We start from the raw sequence: 11531 nt of genomic DNA, 5'->3' as shown, positions 1-11531 counted from the left end.
CGTTTCCCACCACCGAGGTCCGAGGAGATCCATGGTCGACACCGTCAACTCACTGGCCACCCGTGTTCACGAGCTGCTGGTGGCGCTCCTGACCCATGGCCTCCCCGCGGTGGCGCCGGGGCAGGGTGTCTCCTCCTCGGCCGCCGCCGACCCCGTCGCAGGCTTCAACGACGTCGTCGCGCGCGCCACGGCGCTCGGCCCCGACGGTACGTGGCTCGTCGCCGCCGGCCACCTGAACCTCAGCGTCGTGGCCATCGCCCGCGGCCAGACGGACCGGGCCATCTTCCATCTCGACGCCGCGGTGACAGCCGGCTTCAACGACTGCGTGGTGCTCCACGCCGCCCCCGTACGCCCCCTGCACCACGATCCCCGCTTCCAGGCCCTCTACCAGCGGATGCGCATCACCCCTGCGGACCTGGACGAGTTGTTCTGGCTGCACCAGGAAATGCAGATCATGACGGAGGACGCCCAGCAAGCGAGCATCGACAACATCGGCCGACTCGACACCGGGATATCGATGCTCCCGCAAGCCCCCATGCCGACCCGCGAACCGAACACCCCCGGCGTCTTCATCACCCGCATCGACCTCGCCGCGACCCAGACCGCACTCCAACAGGCCGCCTTGAAGGCGGAGTTCCAGCGCAGCTCCGGCAACACCAGCCTGAGCCTCATCGACGACACGTGGGACTACACCCGTGCCAGGCAGGACGCCTGGCACGCCGACGCTCTCGAATCCCGGTACCAGCGGGCCGCCGACGCCCGGGCCTTCGTCGAACGCCCCGGCGCCGGAACCATGCTCATGCCCTGCCCGCCGCTGGGCTCGATCTCCTTCCCGGGCTGAGCAGAGCCGCTACGCCGTGTGTACTTCCAGGGCCGTCCGCACCGCGGATTCCAGGGCTCCCTCGATCCACGCGGGCTTGATGGAGGTGTGGCAGCCCGCGAAGTGCAGGTTGCCCTCGGCCTTGCGGACGTGGGGGAAGAGCTCGGTGTGCTGGCCGGGCAGCAGTACGGACGCCTCACCGTAGGCGTACGGGTCGCGCATCCAGGACTGGGTGCGGCCGACGCCGGTGTAGAACACCTCGATGCGCTGCCCGAACACTTCCTGGACCCCGGCGAGGGCGCGCGGGTAGCGCTCCTCGTCGTCCAGGGAGTCCCACTTCAGGGCGTCGTCCGACCAGCTGTACGAGGCCAGCATGACGCCACCGGCGCTGCCTTCGACGGGGTAGGAGGGCTGGAACATGAAGCGGTTGGGGTTGTCGGTGGCCGAGCCGCCGCCGATGACGCCGGCCGCCTCGGGCTCGTCGCGGGTGACCACTCGGCTGGCGGCGTAGTGGGAGCGCTGGCCGTCGGTGATGTGGCCGTCGGGCACGGAGGAGTGGGCGCCGAGCAGGGCTCCGGTCGCGGGGCTCTGCCCGGTCTGGTACTTCCGGTACAGGCCGGGTTGCACGGCTTCGAGCTCGCGCTTCCAGTCGGCCTCGTCGAACTCCCACCACCGGCGGCTGAATTCGAGCAGCACCTTGGTGGCGGCGTCGTAGTGCAGCTCGGTGATCGCGCGCCGCTTGCCGTAGGAGAGCGCGGGGGTGATCGGGATGTGGCGCAGTCCGGAGAAGGGGACGGTGATAATCGCGGTGTCGCCGGTGAAGGTCTCGCGGCGCACGGGGCCGCCGCCGCGGCCCTCGGAGACGGTCTCGACGGTGACCCCGCCTTCGCCGTGGGTGATGCGGGTGGCGCGGCGGTCGAGCCGGACGAGGTCCTTGACGCGCGCGTACAGTGCGTCGGCCAGGGTGGCGGTGCCGCCGGGCAGTTCGTAGAAGGCGGTGTCGGGGCTGATCAGCGAGGCGCCGATGAAGCTGTGGACGAAGGCGAGGTGCAGGCGGGAGGTGAGGTTCTCGACGGTTCCGATCAGGTCGATGGTCCGCTCGTCGAGCCCGGCCTCCTCCGTCAGGAAGCGATACATCGACATGTGGCCGTAGCGCTGGATGACGCGCGCCCAGCCCTCGACGAGGTCCTTGTCCTTCTTGCCCTCGATCTCCTTGCGCACGGGGGCGAAGGCTTCGCGGACGATCTGCGGGGCGGGGACGGCCTCGTACGCCTTCGGGACTCCGAAGGAACGGTTGAGCACCTGCGGGGCGCGCGCGTAGTCGGCGCGGCGGACGCGGATTCCGTTGACGTGGATCCACGTCCGGTAGGCGGGGCGGCCGGCGCCGTCCACGTCGACCAGGTGGAAGCGGCGGCGCTTGAGGCCGAGGCCGTCCATCAGTCCGGTGACGAGCGGGTGGCTGTCGGGGATGCGCATCGCGCCGGCCTCGGCGTACTGCTTGGGGTCGGCGAAGGGCGGGGCGGCGTTCTCGTGGCCGCCGGCGCGGAAGGTCTTGATGCGGCCGCCCACCCGGTTGGCGTTGGCCTCGATGACGGTGACCCGGTGGCCTGCTTCGCGCAGGAGGTGGGCGGCGGTGAGGCCGGCCGGTCCGGCGCCGACGATCAGCACCCTCTTGCCGGGGCGGCGCGAGCGGGGCAGGCCGTTCTTCAGGAGGATGTCGGCGTAGCGCGGTACGAGCGGCTGGTCCTCCTCGTCGCGTACGAGGATGGCGCGGGCGATCGTCAGGCAGGCGTCCCAGTCGGCGACCGCGGCACCGGGGACGGCCTGCGAGGTCTCGGCGGAGGTGAAGGCGAGCGTCAGTCCGCCGGCTCCCGCGACGGCGGCCGCGCCGGCGATGACGGTACGGCGCGAGGGCCTGCGGGAGGGCGCCGGTGCGGGCCCGCCGGAGGTCGCGGAGGGTTCGGGGGTTTCGGAGTGGGCATCGGGATCCATGATCATGGCCCAACTCTTGCCGCCCTCCGGAGCCGCAGCGGCCAGAATGCGCCCGCGCGCGCAAGTACCACCTGGACGTGGGTCGCGCGCCACCCCCGTGTTGACGAACAGAGTTTCGTGCGGGGCGTGTTGGGGGTGGACTGCCCGGACGGACGGGCGGGTCGGCCTCCCACTCGTAGCGTGGGAGACCAACCCGTCCCGAGGCGCAGGGGCAGAGCCTGCTGCAGGCGGTCAGCTGGTGGAGTAGCCGCCGTCGAGGCCTATCCAGCCGGTGAGCTTGCGCTGGTCGTAGACGTGCAGCGAGCCGTCCGAGAGGACCTCCCGGCGGACGGTGAGGGAGTCGGAGACCCCGGCACCGCTCACCTGGCCGATCAGGCCCTGGGTCCGGTTGGGGCGGATGTGCGGCGGGAGGGTGAGGATCTTCTCCCCGTTCGTCCACGCGGCGCCGTCGACGCGGGACAGCCGCAGGTGCAGGTCGATGCGAATGCCGAGCTGGCGGTACTGCGGCACGCAGTTGCTGGAGTTGGGGACGTAGACGGCGGTGTCGTAGTCCAGGTTGGTCCACGGGACGTGGTCGCCGGTGCCGTCGGTGGTGCTGGTGATGCCGAAAAGGGCCATGCGGCGCGGTCCTGGTTCTTGGGTGGCGAAACCGAAGACAAGCTGCGGCCCGTAGGCGTTGCCCTCGTTCTGGTAGACGAGGTCCCCGTACAGACACCACGACTGGGTGCGGTAGCACGCCGGGAAGGTGTACAGCGGCGTGAACTCGCGGCGCTTGAAGGCAGCGAGGTCGTAGATGCGGTACTCGCCGGCGCCTGTCGTGTGGCGCACACCGATCCGGCCGTGTTCGACGTCCAGGGACGGCGTGATGCCGGGGCCCCCGGGACGGGGTCGAAGACCTCGATCCGGCCCGGTCGGTCCGTCGGGTGGCGGGGCGCGAGGGCGCTCGGCCGGCCGGTCACCCGGTTGCCGCGCGCCTGTGACGGCGGTCCCGTGCGGGGGCAGACATGCGGTGGGGTTTGTTCCCGACCCGAATCCGTCCACTGCCCCGGAGGAACCCCATGGCAAGTGCTCCGCCCGCGCTCAGTACCGAACCCGCGCCGTCCGAGCGCCGTGGCGCCTGGACGGCGATGATCCTGTTGATCGCCTGCGCGGCCCAGTTCATGGTCGTGCTGGACGTCTCCATCGTGAACGTCGCCCTCCCGGACATGAAGACCTCCCTCGGCCTGAGCCCGGCCGGGCAGCAGTGGATCGTCAACGCCTACACCCTCGGGTTCGCCGGGCTGCTGCTCCTGGGCGGCCGGGCCGCCGACCTGGTGGGCGCCCGCCGCACCTTCATGGTCGGCCTCGGCGTCTTCACGGCCGCCTCGCTCACCTGCGGACTCGCCGGCGACGGTACGACGCTGATCGCGGCCCGAGCCGTCCAGGGCCTCGGGGGTGCGATCCTCGCCCCCGCCACCCTGACGCTGATCATGACCACCTTCACCGAGCCCCGCGCCCGTACCCGCGCGATGGGCGCCTGGAGCTCGGTCAACGCCGTCGGCGGCGCGGCCGGCGCGGTGATCGGCGGGCTCCTGACCGAGTACACCGGCTGGCGCTGGGTCTTCTTCGTCAACGTGCCCATCGGGATCGCGATCCTCGCCGCCGCGTTCCTCTACGCGCCCGCGACGCACGGCAGCCGCGGCGGCCTGAGCCGCCTGGACCTGCCGGGCGCGCTGTCGGTCACCGTCGGCCTGACCGCCCTGGTCTACGGGATCATCTCCACCGAGAGCTCGTCCTGGGCCTCCCCCCAGGTCTGGGCGGCCCTTGCCGTCGGCATCCTGCTCCTGGCCGCCTTCGTCGTCATCGAGTCGAAGGTCGCCGCCCCGCTGGTCCCCCTCGCCGTCCTGCGCCGCCGTACCCTGGCCATCGCCAACCTGGTCATGATCTGCGTGGGCTCCGCGATGTTCGCGATGTGGTTCCTGCTCTCCCTCTACATGCAGCAGGTCCTCGGCTTCAGCGCCCTGAAGACCGGCCTGTTGTTCCTGCCCGGCTGCCTCGCGGTCATCCTCGGCACCCGGACCTCCACCCACCTCGTGCGCCGCATCGGCCCGCGCCCCCTGCTGGTCACCGGCATGGCCGTCAGCACCCTCGGCTTCCTGTGGCTCTCGCGCATCGCCGTCGGCGGCTCCTTCACCACCGACGTGGCCGCGCCCTTCGTGCTCTGCGCCCTCGGGCTGGGGATGTCCATGCTGCCCGTCACCGCCGCGGCCACCACCGGCATCCAGCCGCGCGAAGCGGGACTGGCCTCCGGGCTGGTCAACACCTCCCGCCAGGTCGGCGGCGCACTCGGCCTCGCGATCCTCGCCGCCATCGCCTCCTACTCCGCCGACGGCCACGCCAGCCCCGGGGTACGGGCCCTCACTGCCGGCTACGGCCACGCCTTCCTCTTCGCCGCCCTCTTCACCTCCGGTGCGGCCATCGGCTCCCTCTTCCTCCCCGGCCGCCCCGCCTCGGCGGGTCCCGGCCCGGCGGGTCCCGGCCCCACGCCGGGCGGGCCGCGGTGACCGGCTCGTAGCCCCCGCGACCCGCAGGCCCCGTACCCCTGAACACGCCGGACCCCGCGCCCCCGGTCGGGGCGCGGGGTCCGGTCGAGGGCCCGGCGGGGTCAGACCGTTGCCAGCTGCGGAATCAGTCGCAGGGCGTTGTCGCGGTAGATCCCCGTCAGTTGCTCAGGGGTGAAGGCCGGGTCCGCCTCCAGAGCGGGGAGCGCGAGGTCCGTGACCGTGTCCTCGGGCGCGGCCGGCCAGTCGGTGCCGAAGAGGATGCGGTCGGCGGGCACATGGGCGAGGAGCGTCGCGGCCGGCGCCATGGGCCCTGCCGTGTCGTAGTAGAAGCGCCCCAGGTGGTGGCGGACGGCCGCAGGGTCGAGCGGCGGGTCACAGAACCGTCCGAGGGCCTGGAGACGATGGGCGATGTACGGCAGGAACCCGCCGGCGTGGGGCAGGATGACGGAGAGGTCGGGGAAGCGGTCCAGGGTCCTCCTGCTGATCATGTTGACGGCGGCCCGGGTGGTGTCCAGCAGGAAGTCACACATGAAGTTGGGGATGCCGGGAAGCGTCATCGCACCGGGCCGGCCCCCCGGCAGGTGGTGCGGATGGGTGTCCACCACGGCCGAGAAGTCGTTCAGCTCGGCGAAGATCTGGTCGTAGGCGGGATCTCCGAGGTACACGCCCCCGTAGTTGGCCGTCACGTTCACGCCGACGGCGCCGAGTTGCCCCAGTCCGCGGCGCACGGCCCACGAGGACGCTTCGAGGTCGTCCAGGAACAGCGGGACGTAGAACGAGAACCTGGCCGGATGCTCCTGCGCGACGTTCATCATCGAACGCAAGGTGATGTTGATGGCTTCACGCAGCTGCGCCGATGAACGGTAGCGCGCGGGCAGCATGGGCTTGAGCACGGCGGTCCCGATCCCCGCGCTGTCCATGAAGCGGATGGCGTCCTCGGCGCCGAGGTGCGCCCATCGGGGCAACTGTGCGGGGTCGATCAACCCGTGTTGTGCGGCCCACTCGCGCCATTCCGGTGCGCAGAAGTGGTGGTGCATGTCGATCTTCGACTGGGCTCCCTGCCCGTGGTCCGGGTCCGGAGGTGCGTCGCCTCCTGCCGCGCGTGGCTCGCGTACCTGTTCGCCGGCCCCGACGACGGAGACCGGCACCTTGTCCGCGGACAGTTCCTCGAAGTTCAGGCCGGGCGTGCTCCCGGAATTCGGCATGCCGATCCACCACCCATCGGTTCGGTTAATCGGTTCGGTTACTTGACGGCAACCGTCGGCGTCATGGCGAGGTCCTCGATCGGCCGCGACGGCTCCAGGACGACATGGAGCCGCTCCAGCCCCCGGAACGCCGCGACGGGGCCCTTGAGCCAGGCTGCCCCGCTCTCCTCCTCGTCGGCCAGCTCCATCTCGGGGAACTCCCGGAGCAGGCAGCCGAGCGCGATCTCGAGTTCGAGCCGTGCCAGCGGGGCACCCAGGCAGTAGTGCGTACCGTGCCCGAAGCCCAGGTGCGTCCCCTGGATCCCTTCGCGGGTCACGTCCAGGACGTCGGCGGACTCGAACTTCTCGTGGTCGCGGTTCGCCGAGGAGATGGCGATCTGGACGAGGGCGCCCTTGGGGATCACGGTTCCCCGGATCTCGGCCTCCTCGGCGGCGTACCGGAACGTCGAGGTCTCGACCGATCCGTCGAACCGTACGAGTTCCTCGACCGCGCCGGGGATCAGCGACGGATCTCTGCGGAGCTTCTCCAGCTGGTCGGGGTTGAGGAGGAGGTCGAGGACGGAGTTTCCGATCTGGAACGCAGTGGTCTTGTGGCCGGCGAAGAACAGGACCCACATCGACGCGACCATATCCGCGTCGTCGAGGCCTTCCTCCGCGGTGATCAGGTCGCTGAGGAAGCAGTCCGACGGGTTGGCCCGCATGTGGGAGACCATCTGCCCCAGGCGCTTCTGCAGCCACTCCTCGGCCGCCTTCAGCTCCGCCTTCAGCTTGGGGTCGAACCTGGACCGCGTCACCACCCCGAACTGCTCCAGGATCTCGGGACGGTCGGCTTCCTCGATCCCCAGCAGCTCACAGAGGACCGCGACGGGAAGCGGGAACGCCAGGGAGGACATCAGGTCGACCGCGTTGCTCTTGCGGCATTCCTTCAGGAGACCCTCGGTGATCTCCGTGATCCGCGCGCGCATGTCCTCCACCCGGCGGGGGGTGAAGGCGCTCCTGAGCACGCGGCGCAGCCGCGTGTGGCGCGGCGGGTCCGCGAAGAGGACGTTGTCGTCCAGTGCGTCGAAGAAGCTGCCGAACACCGCGTGGTAGGTGTCCATGGCCCCGCGCATGTTCTTGCTGAAGCGCCGGTCCGACAGGGCGTCGCGGGCGTCGACGTAGCGGGTGATGAGGTAGGTGTCGACCCCGTGCGGAGGCGTCAGGCGGCACACCGGCGCCTGCTCGCGCAGGGCGGCGTAGGCCGGGTACGGGCATGCGCGGAATTCCGGCGCGCCCCTGGACACGGCCGACACGAGGTCCTGCAGCGCCTGGCCGCTGTTCGGTGCCGCGTTCTCCTGCGCCATGTTCCGCGTCCCTTCGTGGCATCGGTGTCCTGTGGACCGGTCGCGTGGACCGGTCCCGTCGACTGGTCCTGTGACTGGACACACCGGTTCCCCGCGCGGACCGCCCGCGAAACGGTCCTTGGTTCCTTCGAGGCAGCGGGTCAGCCGTCCGGTCCGGCCGTGTGGCGGGGCCGGCGGGCCGGGGACATCCTGCTCGCTACGAGCCCTTCACCGAGGAGTCCGCGCATGGTCCGCAGTCCCGCCCCGGCCCTCGTAACGGCCGCCGCCTTCGCCTTCGCGGCCGCCGCCGCCCCGGCCTCCGCGTCCCCTGCCGGCATCGACAGCGGCAGGGCGAGCGCCCAGCGCGCGATCGTCTACCGCGCGACCGCCCCTTTCCAGCGGCATGCCGTCGCGGTGAGGGCGGGCTACGTCCCGGACAAGTACTGCGTCGTGGACCGGGCGGGGTCGGGCGCTCTCGGCTACCCGCACTTCAACCACGCGTACGACAACTCCGTCGACCCGGCGAAGCCCGCCGCCCTCTACTACGAGGACGACGGGCACGGGGGCAAACGCCTCCTCGGCGTCCAGTGGGTCGTCTACGACCGCGACCAGGACACGGGGACGGACGATGACCGCCCGACGCTGCTCGGCAGGTCCTTCACGGGCCCGCACCGCGGCAACTTCCCCGGGCAGCCCGTCCACTACGCCCTGCACCTGTGGCTCTGGAAGAAGAACCCCTCGGGGACGTACGCGACGTACAACCCGGCGGTCACCTGCCTTCCCGGTACGACCCGGCCGAAGCCTGCTTCGCCCCCGTCCCCCTGAGGGGGCCGCCGACCCTAGTGCTGGTGCGAGCCGGACACGGGCGGTGGCTTCGGCGCGGCCGCCGGCTGGCCGGGGTCGACGACCGTGAACTGGCCCATCATGCCCTTGTCCTCGTGGTACAGCAGGTGGCAGTGGTACATGTACGGGGTGTCCGGGTCCGCGGGACCGTCGAAGCTCCCAATCTTCGGCATGTCCATGACGCTACGGAGGGCGCCCGCGCCCCACATCGGGGACCGACCCGGGGCCGACCCCGATACCGCCCCCGACACGGTTCAGGGCCGCGGGCGCCGGTTTCAGTCCCGTTCCGCGCTGGACAGAGCCGTACTGATCAGGCGAGTGGCGGAGTCGCGGTCGCCCGTCATCCGGTTGATGTGCTCGGCGAGCAGGAGGGCGGTGGCCTCCAGGGCGTTCATCTCCCCCTCGGTCCACTGCCCGTACTGCTGGCGCCACAGGCTGGGGCTCAGACCGGTGGCCGCCGCGATGACCATCCCGGCCATGGTCGGGATGGCCTCGGGCCGCACGCTCCTGGACATCGTGCACATCGTGGCCACGAGGTTGGGCACCACGTACTCGATGACGTCCTTGTCGTGGTCCTCGTGCGTCTTGCGCAGCCACGTCATGAACATGTAGATGAGCGTGCAGGTGCCGTCGAGCAGGTCATCGACTCCCTCAGGGCCCAGGGACGCGATGAACTGCTCCATCAGCAGCCGCTGTTCGGGGCCGGAATCGGTGCTGCCGTCGTAGATCGACTTGAGTCGGGAGTCGATCACCATGAGCGCGGCGCCCACATCGCCGGCCGGTGCGTACTGAGGGTCGTAGGACGATGGCACAGGATCCTCCCGGGTGACAGGACGCGCGGCAACGCTTGTCACTACGCTACGGCTGCCGCCCGGGCCGGGTCCGGCGAATCCCGATGAAGGCTCCGCGCTCCCTGTCCCCCGCCCGGCGGTCAGCCGCGTACGTGCAGCCCGAAGCCCGTGCGGCCCGCGGGCTCCAGTCCCTCCTTCAGGTGCAGCGAAGGAATCTCGTAGTCACCGAAGTTCTGCCGCCGGTACGCGATCGGCTCGGTCGACTCCAGGGTGAGCAGGCGCTGTTCCCAGGCCTTGGCGACGGCCGGGTAGTCCTCGCCGGCCATCCGGTCGGCGCCGTACGTGACGAACGGCGGCAGCACGTCGATGCCCGGGAAGTAGAGGATGCCGTGCTGGAACGGGAACAGCAGGTCCTCGATGGGGCCGTTGATCCCGCGAGCGGCGTAGTGCGACTCCGGGCCGCCGACGGTCACCGACAGCAGGGCCCTCCTGCCCGCGAGGGTGCCTTCGCCGAAGCGCTCGCCGTACTGGGTGGCGCTGTGCTCGCCCACGCCGTACGCGAAGCGGTACGTGAACACCCGGTCCACCCAGCCCTTGAGGATCGCGGGCATCGTGTACCACCACAGCGGGAACTGGAAGATGATCGTGTCCGCCCACAGCAGCTTCTCCTGCTCGGCGAGGACGTCCGGGGTGAGCGTCCCGGCGTCGAAGGCCCGGCCCGAGTCCAGGACGACCTTCAGCGGACTCGACGCGTCGGGGCCGTAGTCCGCGGCGTCCACCACCGCCTTCCAGTCCATCGCGTAGAGGTCGCTCACCCGTACCTCGTGCCCGGCCTTCTCCAAGGTGGACACCGCGAGGTCCTTCAGCGAGCCGTTGAGCGACTTGGGCTCGGGGTGGGCGTGGACGATCAGCGTCTTCACGGGAACTCCTTCGGATCGGATGCCTTCGATCCTGGGGGCTGCGGCGCCCGGTGTTCAGGGGCGCCCCTTCCGTCGGACGCGGCTTCCTGGTACTGGCAGGGCCACCTTCGCGGGCGCGACCGAGGCCATACTGGGAGGCATGGACGATCTTGCGGGCTTCCTGCGGACCCGGCGCGCCCGGGTCGACCCGGCGGCCGTCGGCATCCCCACCGACAGCCGTCGCCGTGTCGAAGGGCTGCGCCGCGAGGAGGTCGCGCACCTGTCCGGAGTCAGCGTCGACTACTACGTACGCCTGGAGCAGGGCCGCGCGACCCAGCCCTCCGAGCAGGTCCTCGACGCGCTCGCCCGCGTCCTCGGCCTCGACGAGACCGAACGCGGGCACCTCTGCCGCCTCACCCAGCAGCGCCGCCGCCCCGCGAAGGCGCCGGGCGGGAGGGTCCGGCCGGAGCTGTTGCGCGTCCTCGACCTGGTCGCCGGGGCACCCGCGCTGATCATGGACCACCGCCTGGACGTGCTCGCCGGGAACCGCCTCGCCGGGCTCCTCTTCGGCCGGCCGATACCCGGCCTGAACATCGCCCGGCACCTCTTCCTGGAGGAGGCCGAGCGCGGCCTCTACGAGGACTGGGAGACCTGCTCCCTCGACGTGGTCGGGCACCTGCGCCTGGCCGCCGGCACGTACCCCGACGACCCGCGCCTGGCCTCCCTCATCGGCGAGCTGGCGATGGGCAGCGAGCGCTTCCGCCGCCTCTGGGCCCGCGCGGAGGTACGCGCCCGCACGCATGGACGCAAGGCGTACCGGCACCCGCTGGTCGGACTGCTGGAACTGCACCAGGAGAACTTCGCGCTGCCCGACGAATCGGGCATGGAGCTACTGGTCCTGTCCGCGGCCCCCGGCAGCCCCACCGAGGACGGGCTGCGTCTCCTCGCATGCCTGGGCGCGGACCCGCAGCCCGCGGTGAACACTCAGGTCCACGACTAGGGGGTGTCTGGCGGTGAGGTGAACCTGTACCTCGGACGGCGGCGGGACGTCCGCCAGCACTGGCAGTCCCCCGGGGCGCGCCCAAGACTCGTAACCGGAGACGGACACGAGAGAAG

The 11531-nt window shown here is 71.0% G+C and carries 11 protein-coding genes; 4 read left to right on the top strand and 7 right to left on the bottom strand.

Going from position 1 to position 11531, the window contains the following annotated elements:
• The first annotated feature begins 31 nt into the window (after positions 1-31).
• Entirely contained in the window at positions 32-841 is an 810-nt protein-coding gene (locus ACZ7GJ_RS31695) for a hypothetical protein (protein WP_470756450.1), read from the top strand.
• Positions 842-850: 9 nt separating this feature from the next.
• Here ACZ7GJ_RS31695 and ACZ7GJ_RS31690 read toward each other — a convergent pair whose 3' ends face one another.
• Positions 851-2812: a flavin monoamine oxidase family protein gene (locus ACZ7GJ_RS31690; RefSeq protein ID WP_470756515.1), complete on the bottom strand. Its 1962-nt coding sequence runs from the start codon at positions 2810-2812 to the stop codon at positions 851-853.
• Positions 2813-3043: 231 nt separating this feature from the next.
• Complete coding sequence (locus tag ACZ7GJ_RS31685) at positions 3044-3640, bottom strand: hypothetical protein (RefSeq protein ID WP_470756448.1); 597 nt, start codon at positions 3638-3640, stop codon at positions 3044-3046.
• A gap of 230 nt (positions 3641-3870) precedes the next feature.
• Here ACZ7GJ_RS31685 and ACZ7GJ_RS31680 point away from each other — a divergent pair, with 230 nt between their 5' ends.
• Positions 3871-5355 (top strand): MFS transporter, encoded by a 1485-nt coding sequence (locus tag ACZ7GJ_RS31680; protein WP_470756446.1) that lies wholly within the window; start codon positions 3871-3873, stop codon positions 5353-5355.
• Between the two features lie 101 nt (positions 5356-5456).
• On the opposite strand, the gene ACZ7GJ_RS31675 is transcribed toward ACZ7GJ_RS31680, so the two are convergent.
• Positions 5457-6560, bottom strand: coding sequence for an amidohydrolase family protein (locus tag ACZ7GJ_RS31675; RefSeq protein WP_470756444.1), 1104 nt, complete (start codon positions 6558-6560; stop codon positions 5457-5459).
• Between the two features lie 38 nt (positions 6561-6598).
• The gene (locus ACZ7GJ_RS31670; protein ID WP_470756442.1) at positions 6599-7903 is read right to left on the bottom strand and encodes a cytochrome P450 family protein; all 1305 of its coding nucleotides are present in this window, start codon (positions 7901-7903) and stop codon (positions 6599-6601) included.
• Between the two features lie 225 nt (positions 7904-8128).
• Between ACZ7GJ_RS31670 and ACZ7GJ_RS31665 the strand changes: the two genes are divergently transcribed.
• A complete protein-coding gene (locus tag ACZ7GJ_RS31665; RefSeq protein WP_470756440.1) occupies positions 8129-8707 on the top strand; it encodes a hypothetical protein in 579 nt (192 codons plus the stop codon).
• A gap of 14 nt (positions 8708-8721) precedes the next feature.
• Here the strand turns inward: ACZ7GJ_RS31665 and ACZ7GJ_RS31660 are convergent, their stop codons facing one another.
• The 3 genes from ACZ7GJ_RS31660 to ACZ7GJ_RS31650 all read right to left on the bottom strand — a co-directional run bounded on the left by ACZ7GJ_RS31660 (position 8722) and on the right by ACZ7GJ_RS31650 (position 10436).
• On the bottom strand, positions 8722-8898 hold the full coding sequence (locus ACZ7GJ_RS31660; protein WP_470756438.1) for a multicopper oxidase domain-containing protein: 177 nt from the start codon (positions 8896-8898) through the stop codon (positions 8722-8724).
• Between the two features lie 102 nt (positions 8899-9000).
• Positions 9001-9537: a hypothetical protein gene (locus ACZ7GJ_RS31655; RefSeq protein ID WP_470756436.1), complete on the bottom strand. Its 537-nt coding sequence runs from the start codon at positions 9535-9537 to the stop codon at positions 9001-9003.
• Positions 9538-9656: 119 nt separating this feature from the next.
• Positions 9657-10436 carry an NAD(P)H-dependent oxidoreductase gene (locus ACZ7GJ_RS31650; RefSeq protein ID WP_470756434.1) on the bottom strand — a complete coding sequence of 260 codons (780 nt, stop codon included), beginning with the start codon at positions 10434-10436 and terminating at the stop codon, positions 9657-9659.
• Positions 10437-10575: 139 nt separating this feature from the next.
• Here ACZ7GJ_RS31650 and ACZ7GJ_RS31645 point away from each other — a divergent pair, with 139 nt between their 5' ends.
• Positions 10576-11415 carry a helix-turn-helix transcriptional regulator gene (locus ACZ7GJ_RS31645; protein ID WP_470756432.1) on the top strand — a complete coding sequence of 280 codons (840 nt, stop codon included), beginning with the start codon at positions 10576-10578 and terminating at the stop codon, positions 11413-11415.
• Positions 11416-11531 lie beyond the last annotated feature (116 nt).

The organism is Streptomyces sp. NPDC037242 (assembly GCF_055604165.1).
This window is presented reverse-complemented; position numbering and strand designations above follow the sequence as displayed.

Coding starts and splice junctions, on each gene's coding strand:
- ACZ7GJ_RS31675 (WP_470756444.1), bottom strand. CDS start 6,560: ATGCCGAATTCCGGGAGCACGCCCGGCCTGAACTTCGAGGAACTGTCC.
- ACZ7GJ_RS31670 (WP_470756442.1), bottom strand. CDS start 7,903: ATGGCGCAGGAGAACGCGGCACCGAACAGCGGCCAGGCGCTGCAGGAC.
- ACZ7GJ_RS31695 (WP_470756450.1), top strand. CDS start 32: ATGGTCGACACCGTCAACTCACTGGCCACCCGTGTTCACGAGCTGCTG.
- ACZ7GJ_RS31665 (WP_470756440.1), top strand. CDS start 8,129: ATGGTCCGCAGTCCCGCCCCGGCCCTCGTAACGGCCGCCGCCTTCGCC.
- ACZ7GJ_RS31680 (WP_470756446.1), top strand. CDS start 3,871: ATGGCAAGTGCTCCGCCCGCGCTCAGTACCGAACCCGCGCCGTCCGAG.
- ACZ7GJ_RS31645 (WP_470756432.1), top strand. CDS start 10,576: ATGGACGATCTTGCGGGCTTCCTGCGGACCCGGCGCGCCCGGGTCGAC.
- ACZ7GJ_RS31690 (WP_470756515.1), bottom strand. CDS start 2,812: ATGGATCCCGATGCCCACTCCGAAACCCCCGAACCCTCCGCGACCTCC.
- ACZ7GJ_RS31660 (WP_470756438.1), bottom strand. CDS start 8,898: ATGCCGAAGATTGGGAGCTTCGACGGTCCCGCGGACCCGGACACCCCG.